The organism is Salinivirga sp. (genome assembly GCF_055145285.1).
In genome coordinates, this window is the sequence record NZ_JBSRDC010000038.1 from 1 (window position 1) to 17,555 (window position 17,555).

The 17,555-nt window shown below is 40.5% G+C and carries 15 protein-coding genes and 1 pseudogene; 10 read left to right on the plus strand and 6 right to left on the minus strand.

Annotated features, from left to right (window positions below):
* From ACTB0Y_RS07275 to ACTB0Y_RS07310, 8 genes and pseudogenes are all read left to right on the plus strand, one after another.
* A pseudogene (locus ACTB0Y_RS07275) lies at positions 1 to 109 on the plus strand (IS1595 family transposase); the annotation flags it as partial.
* Positions 110 to 231: 122 nt separating this feature from the next.
* The gene (locus ACTB0Y_RS07280; RefSeq protein ID WP_463206152.1) at positions 232 to 1,440 is read left to right on the plus strand and encodes an FtsW/RodA/SpoVE family cell cycle protein; all 1,209 of its coding nucleotides are present in this window, start codon (positions 232 to 234) and stop codon (positions 1,438 to 1,440) included.
* The gene (murG, locus tag ACTB0Y_RS07285) at positions 1,427 to 2,533 is read left to right on the plus strand and encodes an undecaprenyldiphospho-muramoylpentapeptide beta-N-acetylglucosaminyltransferase (RefSeq protein ID WP_463206153.1); all 1,107 of its coding nucleotides are present in this window, start codon (positions 1,427 to 1,429) and stop codon (positions 2,531 to 2,533) included. Before ACTB0Y_RS07280 ends, murG begins: the two co-directional genes overlap by 14 nt.
* The gene (gene murC, locus ACTB0Y_RS07290) at positions 2,530 to 3,900 is read left to right on the plus strand and encodes a UDP-N-acetylmuramate--L-alanine ligase (protein ID WP_463206154.1); all 1,371 of its coding nucleotides are present in this window, start codon (positions 2,530 to 2,532) and stop codon (positions 3,898 to 3,900) included. The genes murG and murC overlap by 4 nt, the downstream gene beginning before the upstream one ends.
* Entirely contained in the window at positions 3,897 to 4,688 is a 792-nt protein-coding gene (locus tag ACTB0Y_RS07295; protein ID WP_463206155.1) for a cell division protein FtsQ/DivIB, read from the plus strand. Before murC ends, ACTB0Y_RS07295 begins: the two co-directional genes overlap by 4 nt.
* 6 nt (positions 4,689 to 4,694) lie before the next feature.
* Positions 4,695 to 6,035 (plus strand): cell division protein FtsA, encoded by a 1,341-nt coding sequence (gene ftsA / locus ACTB0Y_RS07300; RefSeq protein WP_463206156.1) that lies wholly within the window; start codon positions 4,695 to 4,697, stop codon positions 6,033 to 6,035.
* A gap of 19 nt (positions 6,036 to 6,054) precedes the next feature.
* Entirely contained in the window at positions 6,055 to 7,467 is a 1,413-nt protein-coding gene (ftsZ, locus tag ACTB0Y_RS07305) for a cell division protein FtsZ (RefSeq protein WP_463206157.1), read from the plus strand.
* Positions 7,468 to 7,522: 55 nt separating this feature from the next.
* Positions 7,523 to 7,972, plus strand: a complete 450-nt coding sequence (locus tag ACTB0Y_RS07310; protein WP_463206158.1) for a GatB/YqeY domain-containing protein — start codon at positions 7,523 to 7,525, stop codon at positions 7,970 to 7,972.
* 111 nt (positions 7,973 to 8,083) lie between these two features.
* On the opposite strand, the gene ACTB0Y_RS07315 is transcribed toward ACTB0Y_RS07310, so the two are convergent.
* Both ACTB0Y_RS07315 and ACTB0Y_RS07320 read right to left on the minus strand, forming a co-directional pair.
* Positions 8,084 to 8,767: a potassium channel family protein gene (locus ACTB0Y_RS07315; RefSeq protein WP_463206159.1), complete on the minus strand. Its 684-nt coding sequence runs from the start codon at positions 8,765 to 8,767 to the stop codon at positions 8,084 to 8,086.
* A gap of 9 nt (positions 8,768 to 8,776) precedes the next feature.
* Complete coding sequence (locus tag ACTB0Y_RS07320) at positions 8,777 to 10,537, minus strand: TrkH family potassium uptake protein (RefSeq protein WP_463206160.1); 1,761 nt, start codon at positions 10,535 to 10,537, stop codon at positions 8,777 to 8,779.
* A 666-nt stretch (positions 10,538 to 11,203) separates the two neighbouring features.
* On the opposite strand from ACTB0Y_RS07320, the gene ACTB0Y_RS07325 reads away from it, so the two are divergent.
* Positions 11,204 to 12,025 carry an alpha/beta fold hydrolase gene (locus ACTB0Y_RS07325; RefSeq protein WP_463206161.1) on the plus strand — a complete coding sequence of 274 codons (822 nt, stop codon included), beginning with the start codon at positions 11,204 to 11,206 and terminating at the stop codon, positions 12,023 to 12,025.
* A 128-nt stretch (positions 12,026 to 12,153) separates the two neighbouring features.
* The gene (locus ACTB0Y_RS07330) at positions 12,154 to 12,906 is read left to right on the plus strand and encodes an SDR family oxidoreductase (RefSeq protein WP_463206162.1); all 753 of its coding nucleotides are present in this window, start codon (positions 12,154 to 12,156) and stop codon (positions 12,904 to 12,906) included.
* A 110-nt stretch (positions 12,907 to 13,016) separates the two neighbouring features.
* On the opposite strand, the gene ACTB0Y_RS07335 is transcribed toward ACTB0Y_RS07330, so the two are convergent.
* The 4 genes from ACTB0Y_RS07335 to ACTB0Y_RS07350 form a co-directional block, all read right to left on the minus strand.
* On the minus strand, positions 13,017 to 13,751 hold the full coding sequence (locus tag ACTB0Y_RS07335) for a class I SAM-dependent methyltransferase (RefSeq protein ID WP_463206163.1): 735 nt from the start codon (positions 13,749 to 13,751) through the stop codon (positions 13,017 to 13,019).
* A 99-nt stretch (positions 13,752 to 13,850) separates the two neighbouring features.
* Complete coding sequence (locus ACTB0Y_RS07340; RefSeq protein ID WP_463206164.1) at positions 13,851 to 15,749, minus strand: amidophosphoribosyltransferase; 1,899 nt, start codon at positions 15,747 to 15,749, stop codon at positions 13,851 to 13,853.
* Positions 15,746 to 16,702 (minus strand): transketolase family protein, encoded by a 957-nt coding sequence (locus ACTB0Y_RS07345; protein ID WP_463206165.1) that lies wholly within the window; start codon positions 16,700 to 16,702, stop codon positions 15,746 to 15,748. The genes ACTB0Y_RS07340 and ACTB0Y_RS07345 overlap by 4 nt, the downstream gene beginning before the upstream one ends.
* Positions 16,689 to 17,528 (minus strand): transketolase, encoded by an 840-nt coding sequence (locus ACTB0Y_RS07350; RefSeq protein ID WP_463206166.1) that lies wholly within the window; start codon positions 17,526 to 17,528, stop codon positions 16,689 to 16,691. Before ACTB0Y_RS07350 ends, ACTB0Y_RS07345 begins: the two co-directional genes overlap by 14 nt.
* Positions 17,529 to 17,555 lie beyond the last annotated feature (27 nt).

The window sequence follows — 17,555 nt, forward strand, 5'->3', positions numbered from 1 at the left end:
GAGAACATCAAATAGTAGAGGTTTATTGTTTATGCGGTTACTTGAACAGGCTGTTATTGCAGAGCCTTTAACATATGATAAAATTATTAACGAAAATCACGGGTGTTGATCGGATACCCCATATAAAGAAATAAAAAATGGTGACGGACCAATATTTACTTTTACATGTCGAGCTTCTTCCCGATTGGTCATCGGGACAGGTTCCGACCATTGAAAATTAAAAATAAACGGATGAAACGTGGACTATTTGACATATTACAAGGCGACCGGGGTATCTGGATTATTGTATTCATTCTGGGTATTTTCTCCCTATTAGCTGTTTATAGTTCAACAGGAACACTGGCATATAAGCAGTTCGAGGGCAATACGCAACATTTCCTGTTACGCCATTTTGTGTTTATGCTATTAAGCCTCGGTGTAATGTATTTTGTCCATCTAATTCGATATACCACAATCCTAAGACTATCCAAACTCTTTTTCTATCTGGCAGTGCCACTACTGCTTTACACAATGGTAGGTGGAATCAATCTGAATCAGGCCAGCAGATGGATAACTGTACCCCTTCTCAACTTGTCATTCCAGACATCTGATTTTGCAAAGCTGGCACTTATGATGTACCTCGCAACACTTATTGCATCGCGCCAGCAAGTTATCGACGACTACAAAAAAGGTTTTCAACGACTCGTAATACCCGTCCTTATTATTTGCGCCCTCATATTACCTGCCGACTTCTCTTCGGCAGCACTATTGTTTTTGAGCGCAATTGTACTCATGTATATTGGCAGAGTAAAACTCAAATATATTTTCGGGTTAATTGGAATAGGGGTAGTTGCCATGAGTTTCTTTGTACTCATTGTAATGGTTTCGGACACCGAAAGCCGGGTAGGCACATGGAAAAGCAGAATCGAAAATTTTATCGACAAAGACGAAGGAGGCAATTTTCAATCAAACCAGGCCAAAATTGCAATTGCCAGCGGAGGATTTGTTGGGAAGGGATTGGGACATAGCGTTCAGAGAAACATTTTACCAAATCCGTTTTCAGATTTCATTTTTGCAATCATTGTAGAAGAAACCGGTTTGGCAGGTGCCATCATAATTATTTTCCTTTACCTGATACTTTTTTACCGCACAGCTGCTATTGTAAAACGCTCCAACAGGGTTGGCCCGGCCCTCCTTGTGGCAGGCATGATGATACTTATGGTTATACAAGCCTTCGTACATATGGCCGTAAGTGTTGGCATATTACCTGTTACCGGGCAAACGTTACCTTTTGTCAGCATGGGAGGTACTTCAATGCTTATATCAAGTATACAAATGGGCATAATACTCAGTGTAAGCCGGAGCCTGCAAAAAGAGAAAAAGCAAGCACCCCCACCAGAGCCTGAGGAAGAAGAGCTCAGAGATATTAACCAAAACGAAACAGGTTATGACGAAGATTAAAGTAATGATAAGTGCCGGAGGAACCGGCGGACATATATTCCCGGCGTTGGCCACAGCCAGCAAAATTAAGGAATTGCATCCCGAATCTGAGATTCAGTTTGTGGGAGCCGAAGGTAAAATGGAAATGCAAAAAGTTCCTGCTGCCGGTTATCCTATCACAGGACTGCCGGTCATGGGATTTCCACGCAAACCATCCTTGAAAATCATTACTTTCTTTAAAATGCTTATAAAAGCAATGCGACGTGCCAGGCGAATTGTAAAAGACTTTGAACCTGATGTGGCAGCCGGGTTTGGTGGCTATGCAAGTGGGCCTGTTTTACGCGTAGCCGGCAAAAAAAACATACCCTATGTCCTACAGGAACAAAACAGTTATGCAGGTATAACAAACAGAATGCTGGCAAAAAAAGCAAGCAAAATTTGTGTAGCATACGACAACATGGATAAATATTTCCCTGCCGAAAAGATTGTTTTTACAGGAAATCCTATCCGCTCAGCACTCCTCAACATCTCAGAATCAAAAAAAGAGGCCTGTCATAACTTCGGATTCAATCCGGACAAGCCCACCGTATTGGTCACAGGTGGCAGCCAGGGTGCACGCTCCTTAAACGAAGCCGTGTATAAAAACCTCTCATTTTTCGAAGAAAACGGGATTCAGCTCCTGTGGCAATGCGGAAGCCTTTATTTTAAAGAATTCACAAGCCGATTAGGGTACCAGGTTTCCGACCACATACATCTGACAAAGTTCATCGAAAACATGAATTTTGCATATGGTTGCGCCAATGTGGTTATTGCGCGGGCAGGTGCAGGAACCATATCTGAATTATGCGTAGTAGGCCTGCCGTCCATATTAATTCCAAGCCCGAACGTGGCTGAAGACCACCAGACGCACAATGCAAAAGCATTGGCAGATAAAGGTGCAGCAGTTTTATTGCCCGATAATGAAGCTGCTCAAAAACTACCCGAAAAACTTAAACCAATAATAGAAGACCAGAAGGTTGCTGAACTCATGCAAACACAATTAAAAACCTTTGCACGAACCGACGCAGATGAAAAAATTGCAAAAGAAATACTAAAATTAGCAGGTGTAGAATGATGCATAAAAAACAAATATTTTTTGTTGGAATAGGCGGTATTGGCATGAGCGCCCTGGCACGGTATTTCAAGCTTCAGCAGCATACGGTTGCCGGCTACGACCTTACATCCACTACATTGACTCACAATTTGGAAAACGAAGGTATTACAATCACTTACGATGACAACATTGAGCGCATACCCAAAAACATGCTCAAAAAAGAAAACGTATTAGTAGTCTACACACCTGCCATTCCCGAAGAAAATAAAATACTCACCTATTTTAGGTCACACTCATTTGAAGTGGTAAAGCGGGCTGCCTTACTTGGAAAAATTACACAGCAATACCAAAGTATTGCCATAGCCGGCACACACGGAAAAACAAGCATATCTACATTTACCGCCCACCTCCTCTATCAAAGCAAATTAAAATGCAATGCTTTTCTCGGAGGAATATCCGCCAATTATCAAAGCAACCTGCTTTTTGACAAAAAAGCTGCATACACAGTAATAGAAGCAGATGAATATGACCGTTCTTTTTTACATCTTAATCCCAAAATTGCTTTAATTACCAGCGTAGATGCCGACCACCTCGATATTTATGGTTCATTTATGCAGATTGAAAATGCGTTTAAAGAATTCGCACAAAAAACCATAAACAATACAGGTGTACTCATAGTACAAAAAAAGATTCTGCAAAAAATTGACTGGCCACATCAGGCCATCAGCTACAGCACAACAGAAAAAGCTGACTACCAGGCCATAAATACCAACTATAGCGATGGCGCATATAACTTTGACCTTGCTACCCCAAAAGGTGTTTTCCAGAATTTAAAAATCAAGCTACCCGGTTCATACAACTTCGAAAACGCGGTGGCAGCAGCAGCCCTGGCAATAGAGGCTGGCATAGAAGAACAAGAGCTCCGTAATGGACTGGCTACATTAAAAGGCGTAGAGCGCCGTTTTCAGATACACACCAATAAAGAAATTATTTATATTGATGACTATGCACATCACCCTGCAGAAATTGAGGCCTGCATTGACTCTGCAAGGCATGCTTTTCCCGGCAAAAAAGTTACGGTAGCATTTCAACCACATTTATACAGCCGTACTAAAGATTTTCACACAGAATTTACAAAAGCACTAAGCCTGGCAAATTACATTTATTTGCTACCCATATATCCGGCCAGAGAAAAACCCATTGACGGTGTAAGCAGCAAAATAATCAGCAACCACCTGTCAAAAAGCAAGCATCAATTAGTCTCAAAAGCAGAACTCATTGAAGCCCTCGAAGAAAACGCGCCTGAGATTTTCATTAGCATGGGTGCCGGCGATATTGGCTTTATGGTAGATGATATAAAAAAAACTTTAAATAAACATTTAACGTGAATTGGATTCGCAAACATATTAGTCTTGTAGGAATTGTGTTGTACATAATAGTGACATTGAGCCTGGTCTCCGGCAAAATGAATGGTGTGCTGTGTGAAAATGTAAATATCAATATTAAAGACAGCGCAAAACTGGGTTTCATAGAACCTCAGGAAGTCGTTAGCCTTTTAAAAACAATGGAACTTAAAATTTGGGGTTATCCGGTATATAACATACCCGCTGATGAAGTGGAACGCGTTGTAAAAACAAACATGCCATTGGCAGCCAATGTATGTGCATGGGCAGATATTTACGGAAACTTCCACATCGACCTCACTCAAAAAGAGCCAATTGCACGCATAGTAACCCAGGGCGGACAAAGTTATTATATCGGCAAAAACGGGTCTCTGCTACCTTTATCTCCAAATTACACTGACAGGGTGCTTGTGGCTTCAGGCGATATTTACCAAAAACTCCCCGGAAACGGAAACATTACAATTGACTCACTGGTTCACATCAAAGGAGCAGAAAATATTATGCTTGATGAAATTTATAAGATGGCATCTTACATTAATCAGGATAGCCTGTTAAAGAGACAGATAGAACAAATATTTGTAAAGCAAGATGAATTTGAACTAATTCCAAAAGTAGGCACGCATACTATAGAATTTGGAACTGTTGATGATTTGTTGAATAAATTTTTCAAACTCAAAGTAATATATTATAAAGGTTTTAGTAATTTAGGCTGGAATAAATACAGCCGTATAAATCTCAAGTATAAAAATCAGGTTGTTTGTACAAAAAGATAGGTATTAATGGCACAAAAGAACAGCATCATATCGGCAATTGACATCGGCACTACCAAAATTGTAGCAATTATTGGCAGAAAGACCGACAGTGGAAAATTTGAAATTCTCGGAGTAGGTCGTCATGACTCTAAAGGCGTACGCAGAGGCGAAGTATTGAACATAGAAGAAACCGTGCGCAGCATTCAGGCGGCAGTTGAAGAAGCAGAAACAAAAGCTGGACTTAAAATACAAGAAGTATATGTAGGAATAGCAGGAGCTCATATACGTTCGCAACGCACGAGCGGCTATATTCAATTGGCCTCTGACGAAGAAGAAATCACAGAAACCCATACAAAAGAACTTCTGGACCAAATGTATAATACTGCGGTAAACATGGGGGAAGAAATCATACATGTGCTTCCACAGGGCTACACTGTAGATGATGCCGTGGGTGTCGAAAACCCCATAGGGGTTGCGGGAAAACGTTTGGAAGGCAATTTCCATGTAGTAATTGGAAAAATAAGTGCTGCGAATAATATAAAGAAATGTGTTACCCGCGTTGGTCTGAAAGTAAAAAAACTCATCATGGAGCCATTGGCCTCTTCAAGGGCAGTTTTGAGTGAAGATGAACTTGAAGCCGGTGTGGCTATGATAGACATAGGAGGTGGCACAACTGATTTGGCAGTTTATCGGGACAAACGCATTGTGCATACTGCCGTAATTCCCCTGGGTGGTTTTTCCGTTACCAGCGATATTAAAGAAGGGTGTAAAATTGTATGGCGCTATGCTGAAAAGTTAAAAAAGGAATTTGGCAGAGCACTTGTCAATAGTAGCGACAAGAGCAAAGTAGTTAAAATCCCCGGAATCAATGGTATGCCAAATAAAGAAATTTCTTTTGTACACCTTGCCGGCATCATTCAGGCCAGAATGGAAGAAATCATTGAACAGGTAATCTACCACCTTGATTCTAACAACCTGGGAGGTAATCTTGGAGCAGGAATTGTTGTAACTGGCGGCGGGGCCATGTTAAAGACCTTACCACAATTGATGTCTTATAAAACAGGGCAAATGGCCAGAATAGGCAAGCCACGGGTGGCAGCCACGGGTGAATCCAGCGAAATTGTACATGACCCTTCTCTGGCAACTGCCATTGGACTTATTATGGAAGGTCATGATGACATGAATGGCAAAACCCCCAAAAAAGAAGCCAATAACCTGTTTGAGTTTGAGCCACAGGTCAATGAAGAAAAGACAGAAAAGACAGCAAGCAAACAAGACAATCCGCAACAAAAAAACGGAAAAAACATAAAAAATAAAGTCAAAACACTTTTTGGCGACTTATTTGATTTGGACGACACACAAATGTAGAACCTGAAACAACCGGTTTATGAACGATGATAATTTGATGCAGTTTGATTTACCACAAAACCGATCATCCATAATTAAGGTTATTGGTGTTGGAGGAGGTGGTGGCAATGCCGTAAACTACATGTATGAACAAGGCATTAACGAAGTAGATTTTGTGGTCTGTAATACCGACGCTCAGGATTTAGCCAAAAGCCCGGTGCCTGTAAAGGTACAATTAGGAGAATCTCTTACCGGAGGTCGCGGAGCAGGAAGCAAACCAGATAAAGGGCGCCAGGCAGCCATTGAGAGCCTTGAACATTTGAGCGAAATATTGGCGTCTAACACCAAAATGGTATTTATTACAGCCGGAATGGGTGGTGGAACAGGAACAGGTGCAGCTCCTGTAATAGCAGAAGAAGCACAAAAAAAAGGCATTCTCACCATCGGTATTGTAACCATCCCATTTCTTTTTGAAGGTAAACGACGCATTAACCAGGCCATCGAGGGTATTGAGCGCATGAAAGAACATGTGGATTCATTGCTGGTTATCAATAATGAAAAATTAAGGGAAATTTATGGTGACTCATCGGCCCTAAAAGCCTTTAGCCATGCAGACGATATACTGGCCACGGCGGCAAAAGGTATTGCAGAAATTATCACCGTTGAAGGAGTCGTCAATGTAGATTTCGAAGATGTGTTTACTGTGATGCATAAAAGTGGAGTAGCACTTATGGGAAGAGCTACGGCCGAAGGCGAAGACCGTGCAGTAAAAGCAATACAAAAAGCACTTACTTCTCCCCTGCTCAACAATAATGATATTCACGGCTCCAAAAACATGTTATTACACATCACCTCAGGGGCAGAAGAAGTTACCATGGACGAAATTGGTCAAATTACAGATTATGCCCAGGATGAAGCCGGCCAGAATGCAGATGTTATATGGGGACTAAGTGCCGATGCCCAATTGGGTGACAAAGTTGCCGTAACGGTTATAGCAACTGGCTTCGACACTGATGTTATACCTGAAATATATGCGAAAAGAGCCGACAGAATCGAAAAGGTAACTTTAAAAGCTGACCCTGAAGATGAAACATACGAAGAAGAACAAGATGAGCAAATAACCGATTCGGAACAGAAAGAAGAACATGTGCTGGAAATGGACGATGTTGCGCCAAGAGACGACGACGAAATTGCATTCGTTCCCGCAACCGGAGAACATGAAAAAAAGCAGGATTCAGACGGCGGAGAAAGAAAAACATCAGAAACACTTTGGGACAGCAAAAAACTCGAAGAACTGGAAGCTGTACCCGCTTATGTCAGGCGCAAAACCAAGCTGTCAGGCAACAAGTCCACAGACGATAGTGAAGAAATTTCTCGTTACACACTGAGCGACGATGAGGATGGACCGGAAATTAACCCGGATAATTCATATTTAAACAATAATGTAGATTAGTGATAACCGACCTTTAAATTCGACCATTATTTTCTAATCATAAAAAACCAAAACAATGAGTCTCGAAAAAGATATAACCCAAAAAATGAAAGAGGCCATGAAGGCCAAAGACAAACCGAAACTTGAAGCCATACGGGCAATCAAGAATGCAATATTGCAAGAAAAAACAAAAGCAGGCGGAGGGGATGAAATCGACGAAGCCACTGAAATGAAAATGCTGCAGAAACTTGTCAAGCAGCGTGAAGATTCAGCTGAGATATACAAAAAAGAAGGCCGGGAAGAACTGGCCGAAAAAGAAATTTTTGAAGCAAACATCATCAAAGAATTTTTGCCAGAACCGTTATCAGAAGATGAAATAAAAGCCGAAATTGACAAAATAATCTCTGAAACCGGCGCTTCATCTATGAAAGACATGGGTAAAGTAATGGGCATGGCCAACAAACACATGGCCGGCCGGGCCGACGGCAAACTTATCTCTGAAATAGTTAAAGCGAAATTGCAATAACTTTCTTCAATCTCAAAAAAATGCCGGGGTAGAAACACCCCGGCATTTTTTATGAATGAGCTTGAAATAAGAGTAGCTGAAATTTTGGTAGTGCCCAGAAATCCCGCATCTTTATTGACCTATAAGTTTCTTGATGTTGTGCATTTTACCAAACATAACCACAATATCGCCATCTTTAATAATTGTCTCCGGGGTAGCAAGTCCTTGTATCATCATTTGGGAAATATCTTTGCCAAGAAAATTCTTCTTATCTGTTTTTTTAATGATGGTCAAAACCAAAATACCGTATTTTTTTGTTAAATCTATTTCTAAAAGGGGCCTATTATGGAATTCCTCAGGTACTTCGGCTTCAATAATTCCATACTCAGATGATAAAACAAAAGAATCTACAATACCTTTCATAGTGAGCTTTTTTGTCCACCTTTCCGCTGTTTCTGCTTCTGGTTGAATAATTTCTTCCACACCCATAGCCTCCAGGACTGTTTGATGGAGGGGGGTAATTGCCCTGCTGACCAATCTTTTTACATGCATTTTTTTCATGAGCGCCGTAGCCATAATATTGGCACCTTCATCTTCACCAATACATACTATAACAATATCGGTATCCCTTAGGGGTAAGGACTTAGTCGCAAGTGGGTCCTGGCTGTCGAGACAAATAGTGTGCGTTATATTTTCTTTTAACATTTCTACCTTGTTCATATCTTTATCCACCCCAATTACTTCATGGCCTGTTGATGTTAACTTTTCTGCCAGTGAGGTCCCGAATACACCCAACCCTATAATGATAAATTTCATAGCTCGTATTTAATTAATTAATATATCTTCAGTAGGATACCGATATTTTACAAAATTAACATTTTTTAAAAAAGCAATTAAAATGGTCAGCATACTGATGCGGCCAACAAACATAGTTAAAACCAATACAATTTTACTGGCATTTTGTAATTCACCGGTTACGCCCATACTCAAACCAACTGTACTAAATGCGCTTACTGCTTCAAAAATCAATGATAGCAATGCCTTATCTTCTTCAATATAAGTAAGAAAAAAAATGGAAATACCAATTACTACCAATGAAAGCATTACAATAGCAGATGCCCGGTTTACTGAATCAGGTGAGACTTCTCTTCTATAAACTTCGAGTCTTTTCTTACCTCTAGCTATGCTCAGAATGTTGAGCAAGCTAATTGCAAAAGTGCTGGTTTTTATTCCACCACCTGTTGAACCGGGTGAAGCACCTATCCACATCAAACCAATGACCAGTAACAGCGTGGAACCAGTTAGCGCACCTGTATTTACTGTATTAAAACCTGCTGTGCGGGGTGTAACAGCTCCAAAAAAAGCTGTAACTATCTTTCCGAAACCCTCGTGATCGGCAAGTGTGTTGTTAAACTCAAAGATATAAAAGAGTACCGTTCCTAAAACAATTAATAATAGTGTGGTTAAAAAAACAAGCCTTGTATTAATACTAATTACACCGGGTTTATATCGATAGGGTTTGCTTTTCGTATATGCAAGTAACCTGCGTACAAACAAATATTTGAAATAGGCATAGATATTAAATAATATTGGAAACCCGATACCGCCGAGAATAAACAAAAAGGCAATGATCATATGTAAAGCATAATTAAACTGAAATCCAGTTTCAAACAGACTATTGGAAAGGGTAGAAAAACCAGCATTACAAAATGCTGATATGGCATGAAACACAGCAAAGAAAGCATCTGCACCTCCTTCACTTTGTCCATTAAAATAGATTAATGCAAATCCAATTCCCTCAATAATGAACGTAATTAAAAGAATTTTTTTCAGTGTCTTGAACACATCAGCTACTTTTTCAGTGTTAGTCATTTCTTTTAGTGCAAGTTGGCTGTAAAACGATGCCCCTCCTTTAAAAAAATAACTGAAATAACTGGTGAATGTCATAATACCCAAGCCACCTGCTTGTATGAGCATCATAATAATAATTTGTCCGGTTGGGGTGAAAAACGTACCGGTATCTACAACTATAAGCCCTGTAACACACACCGCACTTGTTGAAGTGAACAAGGCATCAATGAACGAAATTTCATTATGAGTAGCTTTTGGTAGCATTAGAAGTATGGTACCTATAATAATAATGGTTATAAAACTGTAAACAAACAAACGGGCTGGAGTCAGTTCTTGGTTTACTTTGATATGTAATGCAGAAAACTCCCTTAAAAATGCCAACATCATCGCAATTTTAATCCATGCAGCAGTATTTACAAAATCAAAAGTCAATATTTGAAACACGTGGACCACAACAATACCAAAGCCTAAAAACAATACGAGGTCAATAATTACAACCTTTCGGCGTAATTGTTTTTTACGAAACACATATCTTAGAACTATTGAAAATGATGCTACTATTATGGCTGCAACATATATATAATTAAGTGTTAACCTGTAATTCTCTGAGGGTGAGAACCCAATATCAACAACTAAAACAAGCAAAGCTAACAAGCTGATTACAAAAGGTATACGACTAACAATATGCCTTATTAGTTCAGTTCTTTCGATTTTATCAAGGTCTGTATATCTCAATGTTCAATAAAATTTATAACACTTTACTTACTCAAGCTTTTCCATTTAAGCCGATTACAACAACCAAATAATGCTTAATCAGGATTTTAATCGTTTGACCGAAACTTTTTAACACCTTCAGATATTTACTTTGTCACTTATGGACCTTTGCTGCCATCTAAAAACATTAACGCTAAGTAAAACCGATACGCTTCGTTTTTTACATCTTATTAAGCATAAAGCTAAACAGATAATAATGAATCAGAAAATAATCAAGTCGTTACATAAGACATAAACAATCATATTATCAATTGCCCACTAAACCATTTCATAACGCGAGATTTGGTAAATATAAGTAAAGGTAAGGTAATTTCTTTTTCCATCAACAGATTTAATCAATTACCTGCATAACTACAATCGAAGCAAAGTATGAAAATAACCAACCAATTCACTGCGAGCAGAAATCAACAACAAGCAACTTATTTCAATATTATTGACAGTTCCATATCACTGTCGATTACTCCCAAAAATTTAACATTACATTACAGTTCACTAAACGACAAGTAATTAAATTTGCCGCACAATGTTATTTTGATTAATTTAGACTGGAATTTATTTGATGAAAAAACTAAAACCCGACTGTTATGTAAAAAATAAATCTGGTACCAACCTGCAAATAAACAGCATATGAAAAAATTTATTCAACTCCATAACCTACCCATTGCATATCAGGATAATGAGGCCAAAGGGGACCCAATTGTGTTCTTACATGGGAACTCGCTATCAGCAGCAACATTTAAGCAACAATTTACATCACAGGAATTTAAAAAACACAGGCTGCTCGCCCCCGACATGCCCGGGCATGGTGAAAGCAAGCCCGCAAAAGAACCCGAGATATTCTATACCTTAGACGGGTTTACACAAATTATGGTCAGTTGGTTAGACGCCCTTAACATAACTAACGCTGTAATGGTAGGACACTCCATGGGTGGACACATGCTCATGGGTGCATGGCCTCAAATTAGTCAAAGAGCAAAGGCATTGGTTATTTTTGGCACCCCACCGCTTACCAAGCCTCTACAAATGGAGCATATTCATTACGACCACCCATCTTATTCGCTCACCTTCCAGGCAAAACTTAACGCTGAGGAAATCATAGAATTGGCTAACACGCTAATTAAAAAAAATACGGGAACCCCCAAAGTTATCACAGATAGCATAAAAAAAGCAGACTCGGCTATGCGCCCCATTCTCGGTGCATCTTCATCAGATTCAGCCAACCTGAGCGATGAAGCAGAAAACATCCGCCAAATGAAAAAACCGATAGCCATTCTACAGGGAAGATACGACCAGACGCTTAAACGCACATACTTCGACAGACTGGAAATTCCAACACTTTGGCGCGGCAAAGTTCAACTCATAGACAATGCAGGACACTGCCCGCAACTCGAAAACCCGGCACAGTTCAACCAACTCTTACAACAGTTCCTTATTGATCAGCTTATTTAAAAAGCTGTAGACACTATGAAATTTTATAACCATTTTGAATATTTACAAAACTCCCCATCAAAACCACATACTAACTTATTGGATGTATTGAGCAATATTTTTTATTATCTTCAACTTAAAAAGCACTTATGACACCCCACTTCAACAATAAAACTATACTTATTACAGGTGCCAGCCGTGGCATCGGACTGGCTACAGCCACACTTTTGGCCAACAATGGTGCCCAGGTAATCATGGTGGCCCGAAACCAGGAAAACCTGCAAGTTGCAGCCAACCAAATAGAAGGAGAAACAATTCCTTTTGCAGCTGATATGGCACAAATAGAAAGTATAAAAGAACTCACAAGCTTCGTTGAAAACAAGTTCGGGAAACTGGATATACTCGTCAACAATGCCGGCACCAATATTCGTAAACCTGTAAAAGAGGTAGAAGAAGGTGAATTTGAACAAATTATCAATACCAACCTGCGATCAGCTTATGAACTGACCCGAATGCTATACCCTTTGCTGAAAAAATCTGTTCAGGGCAATGTAGTTTTCATGAGTTCAGTAGCCGGACTCACCCATTTACGGACAGGAGCCCTCTATGCCATGAGCAAAGCAGCGATGAACCAATTGACTAAAAACCTGGCTGCAGAATGGGCCGAAGATGGCATACGAGTGAATGCCATCGCGCCCTGGTACATAGCCACGCCATTGGCCAAACAGGTACTGAAAGAAGAACAATACAAAAATGAAGTACTCAGTCGCACACCGATGAATCGCGTAGGCAAACCCGAAGAAGTAGCTTCTGTAGTAGAATTTCTGTGTTCACCCGGAGCCGGATACATCACAGGACAGACCATCGCTGTAGATGGTGGTTTTTCAATTTATGGTTTTTAAACCATTTGTTTATAAACCTATGAGAGAAAAATCATTAAATACTGATTAACAATCAAGTAAGAAACAACAAGAAAAGTGCATGCGCAGTAAGAACATATGCTTATTCCACATTAAACTTTAACAGCCTTTACCACCAGTGGTAATTTTTCATCAGATAAAGCATCTTTCTTGTAAGAACTATACATTTCTATATGCTTGAAACCGGCTTCTTGGAGCAGTTTATACAAATCCGGAGGTCGAAGCGCATACAATGGCGCAATATTTTCAATTTGCTGTGCGGTGCCTTTAATGGTCAATGCTGTTTGGAAATTCATAACCTTACTACCCTCCTCAAATTCATAACTACGTCTGAAATGCACAAAATCATTATCAATCAAAGGAAGCTCTTCGACCTTTTCATTAAGAATATAGTTGTAGTTCAATATCTGAATTAGCAAATAAGCTTTGCTATGTAGCAGCCGGTATGCCTGAGTTAGAAAATGCAATACTTTCCCTTCAGAAAGCAAATGCACAAGGGTATTACCATAGCAAAGAATCAAATCATACTGATTCGACCCAAACTGAGGTTCCATCTTCAGCATGTCACCCACAAAAAATGACAGATTTTTTATAGAGGTGGTCTTCTCCTTTGCAATATTAATCATATCCGGGTCAAGATCGAATGCATCCACATATTTGCAATGAGGAGCCAGGGCTGCAGCCATATTACCGGTCGCACAGCCGGCATCAAGTACCATAGCATCAACAGGTAAAAACTGCCGGGTAAATTCCACAGCAGGTTGCTTAATGGGAAAAATATGATCGTAATAAGGCGCTATGGATTGATAAAATTCCTGATTAGACATATCTATTGTTTACCAAACTAAGGTATTGACGGGTGGTTTTGTTGAAAAAACAACCTTTTTATAATTTCCGTTGCCTTTGCTCTCTAAAAAACACAAACGTTAATATGCCCTTTCGTTTTTACCCTCAATATAGTTGATAAATGACTGGTTCACCACTTTATTACCACCGGCTGTCGGATAATTTCCTGTAAAATACCAGTCGCCTTTATCGTTTGGAATTGCTTCATGCAAATTTTCTATTGACTGATAAACAACTTTAACCTCTGCATTGATTCCGCCATGCATCAATTCGGCAATTTTATCTGATATCTCCTCAGCTTTAAATGGTGCATAAATCTCCTTTACGTGATTTTTCACCTGTTCTTTAGGCAAATGCTCCTGCTCCTTACATTTCTTATACACTTCATTAATAATGAAGTATTGTCCACGGTCTTTCAATAACTCAATTGCAGCATTGAAGGCAATAAAATCTGATAGCTTAGCCATATCAATACCATAGCAATCGGGGTATCTGATTTGTGGCGAAGAAGACACCACGACTATCCGTTTAGGATTTAACCTGTCCAGGATGCGCAAAATACTGCGGCGCAGGGTTGTACCCCGTACAATGGAATCATCAATAACCACAAGATTATCCTGATGTGCTTTAACTGTCCCATAGGTGATATCGTAAACATGCTCCACCAAATCATCGCGCGACTCATCACCAGTAATAAAAGTGCGAAGTTTTACATCTTTAATGGTAATTTTCTCGACCCGCGGGCGGGTATTGATAATCTTTTGCAACTCCTCTTTTGTATGATCGGCATCAATACTGGTTATATCTTCCATTTTTTGCTGCAGCATATGGGTTTCAATCCCTTTCATCATGCCATAAAACGCGGTTTCGGAAGTATTGGGAATAAATGAGAATACCGACTGGTCCAACTCTCCATCCACAGCCTCAATGAGTTGTGGTACAATTAGTTCTCCAAGCTTTTTGCGTTCATTGTATATTTCGCGGTCACTACCGCGCGAAAAATAAATACGCTCAAAAGAACACGACAACTGCTCGCCGGGTTCTTTGATCTTTTCCTCGCTCCAGGTACCGTTTTTCTTCACAATAACAGCATGCCCGGGTTTAACAGGCCTAATTTTTTCTTCCGGAAGTTTCATGACTGTTTGTATAACAGCCCGTTCCGATGCTCCCACCACGATTTCATCATCGGCATAATACCAGGCAGGGCGAATTCCATTAATATCACGCATCATAAAAGCATCGCCATGGCCAATGATACCGGCAATAATGTAACCACCATCCCAGCCCTCGCTGGCATTTGATAATATCTTTTTTAAATCGAGGTCGCGTGCAATAGCTGCACTTATTTCTTTATGTGTTAAGCCATGTTTCTTGAGCCTGTCAAACAATGCCTGGTTTTCTTCATCTAATTGATGTCCTATCTGCTCCAGAATGGTAACTGTGTCGCTGTAACCTTTGGGGTGCTGCCCCAGGTCTACCAATGACTGAAACATCTCTTCCACGTTGGTCAGATTAAAATTACCAGCTACCGCAAGATTCTTACTTTTCCAGTTGTTCTCGCGAATTACCGGGTGTACATTGTCAATATCGTTTTTCCCAAATGTCCCGTACCGCAAATGTCCAAGGTAAATCTCACCGGCAAAAGACATATTGCTTTTGGCCCATTGAGCATCCTTAAGTAATTCGGGGTTTTCTTGTTCTATAGCTTCAACGGGCTTACGAACCTCGTTAAAAACATCAACAATAGGTTGTGAAGAATTTGAGCGTGTACGGTTAATATAGCGGGTTCCCGGTAATGTATCGAGTTTCACCGAAACCAAACCTGCCCCATCCTGTCCCCGGTTTCGCTGTTTCTCCATCATCAGATACATACGATTAATCCCATACATCCAGTTACCGTATTTCGATTGGAAATATTCCAATGGTTTCAGGAGCCTTATAAAGGCAAATCCACACTCATGTTTAATTAACTCACTCATTGTTTTGCTTTATTTATCAGCACCTCATGGGCTGCTTTGACAATATGTTTTGACTTTAATTTATATTTTTCCATCAACTCTCCGGGTTGCCCCGATTCTCCAAAAGTATTCTGAACACCAATAAATTTCATCGGGCATGGTGCATGCTCAACCAGCACCTCGGCAACAGCACTCCCCATTCCACCCATTATTTGATGTTCTTCTGCAGATACTATGGCACCGGTTTCCACCGACGCTTCAATTAATATTTTACGGTCGATTGGTTTAATAGTGTGAAGATTAATCACCCTGACCGATACGCCGGCTTTTTCTAATTCTGCTGCGGCCATTAATGCTTCCCAAACAAGGTGGCCTGTGGCAACTATTGTAACATCTTCGCCTGTTTTCAAGAGCTGCCCTTTACCTATTTCAAACGGGATATCTTCTGGCATAAAATCGGGTACAGCTTCGCGTCCGAAACGTAGATAAACCGGCCCGGTCTGGTTATTTATGGCCGCCTTTATTGCCTGATTGGTTTGTGTTGCATCGCATGGTGATAAAACTGTCATATTAGGCAACGAACGCATTACAGCAATATCTTCGAGTGCCTGATGCGTAGCGCCATCGGGGCCGACAGAAACCCCGGCATGGGCTCCACCAATTATAACGTGTAAATTATTGAAGCAAACAGAAATACGGACCTGATCCGTGTTGCGCATGGCAGAAAAAACGCCATAGGTGGCCATAACCGGTATTTTCCCTTCGAGGGCCAGGCCGGCTGCCACGCCGGTAATATTTTGTTCAGCAATGCCGAGAGAATAAAAACGCTCTGGATGGGCCTCTTTAAAATAATTCATATTGACCGACCCTGTAATATCTGCGCCCAGTCCAATAATTCGCGGTTCATGGTCTGCTGCTTCTTTCAAACCTTTCCCAAAACCCACCCGGGTTGGAATATAATCACGAATTTTCATGATAACTCTGCTTTACCTGTGCTATAAAATTATCCACATCTTGCTGGCCAGGAGGTTTTCCATGCCAGGTATAATCATTTTCAACCTCAGCCACACCAGCACCCATTCGGGTATTAGCTATAATGACCTGGGGTTTACCGGTCGTTGCTCTAACTTTAGTAAAACAACTCAAAATTTCATGTATACTATTTCCATTACATTCATGCACTTGCCAATTAAAAGCTTCCAATTTCTCTGCCAAAGGTTCTATTTTCATTACTTTCTCTGTAGGGCCATCAATCTGTAATCGGTTTCGGTCGACAATGGCCACCATATTATCAAGTTTATAGTAACCTGCTGCCATGGCAGCCTCCCAAATCGAACCCTCTTGTAACTCGCCATCGCCGTGAATAGAAAAAACCCGATGTTTGGCATGATCATGTTTTGCTGCCAATGCCATACCTAAAGCAATACTGAGGCCTTGCCCCAGAGATCCTGCAGAAGTCTCGAGGCCCGGTGTTTGATGATCTGTTGCAGGATGTCCCTGCAGTCTGGAACCTAACTTTCTTAAAGTCTTTAGTTCGGCGGTTGAAAAATAACCTGCATGGGCAAGTGAAGCATAAAAAACAGGGGCAACATGTCCGATAGAAAGCACGAGCCTGTCTCTGTTTGCCCACTTTGGGTTTTGTGACTCATGGTTAAGCTCGTTAAAGTATAGCGTAGTGAAAATATCGGCCAAACCTAAGCTGCCACCAAGATGACCGGAGCCTGCAGCAGCCAGCGATTCTATAACGCTGATGCGTATATCCATGGCTTTTTGCCTGAGCTGCCTTTCCGATAGATTCATTTCCGATGCATTCTTAAGCTATTGATT

What these genes read in the sequence shown, in the direction of transcription:
- ACTB0Y_RS07335 (WP_463206163.1), bottom strand. Translation starts at nt 13,751, where the DNA reads ATGTCTAATCAGGAATTTTATCAATCCATAGCGCCTTATTACGATCAT.
- ACTB0Y_RS07340 (WP_463206164.1), bottom strand. Translation starts at nt 15,749, where the DNA reads ATGAGTGAGTTAATTAAACATGAGTGTGGATTTGCCTTTATAAGGCTC.
- ACTB0Y_RS07315 (WP_463206159.1), bottom strand. Translation starts at nt 8,767, where the DNA reads ATGAAATTTATCATTATAGGGTTGGGTGTATTCGGGACCTCACTGGCA.
- murG (WP_463206153.1), top strand. Translation starts at nt 1,427, where the DNA reads ATGACGAAGATTAAAGTAATGATAAGTGCCGGAGGAACCGGCGGACAT.
- murC (WP_463206154.1), top strand. Translation starts at nt 2,530, where the DNA reads ATGATGCATAAAAAACAAATATTTTTTGTTGGAATAGGCGGTATTGGC.
- ACTB0Y_RS07345 (WP_463206165.1), bottom strand. Translation starts at nt 16,702, where the DNA reads ATGAAAATTCGTGATTATATTCCAACCCGGGTGGGTTTTGGGAAAGGT.
- ACTB0Y_RS07325 (WP_463206161.1), top strand. Translation starts at nt 11,204, where the DNA reads ATGAAAAAATTTATTCAACTCCATAACCTACCCATTGCATATCAGGAT.
- ftsZ (WP_463206157.1), top strand. Translation starts at nt 6,055, where the DNA reads ATGAACGATGATAATTTGATGCAGTTTGATTTACCACAAAACCGATCA.
- ACTB0Y_RS07350 (WP_463206166.1), bottom strand. Translation starts at nt 17,528, where the DNA reads ATGAATCTATCGGAAAGGCAGCTCAGGCAAAAAGCCATGGATATACGC.
- ACTB0Y_RS07310 (WP_463206158.1), top strand. Translation starts at nt 7,523, where the DNA reads ATGAGTCTCGAAAAAGATATAACCCAAAAAATGAAAGAGGCCATGAAG.
- ACTB0Y_RS07330 (WP_463206162.1), top strand. Translation starts at nt 12,154, where the DNA reads ATGACACCCCACTTCAACAATAAAACTATACTTATTACAGGTGCCAGC.
- ftsA (WP_463206156.1), top strand. Translation starts at nt 4,695, where the DNA reads ATGGCACAAAAGAACAGCATCATATCGGCAATTGACATCGGCACTACC.
- ACTB0Y_RS07280 (WP_463206152.1), top strand. Translation starts at nt 232, where the DNA reads ATGAAACGTGGACTATTTGACATATTACAAGGCGACCGGGGTATCTGG.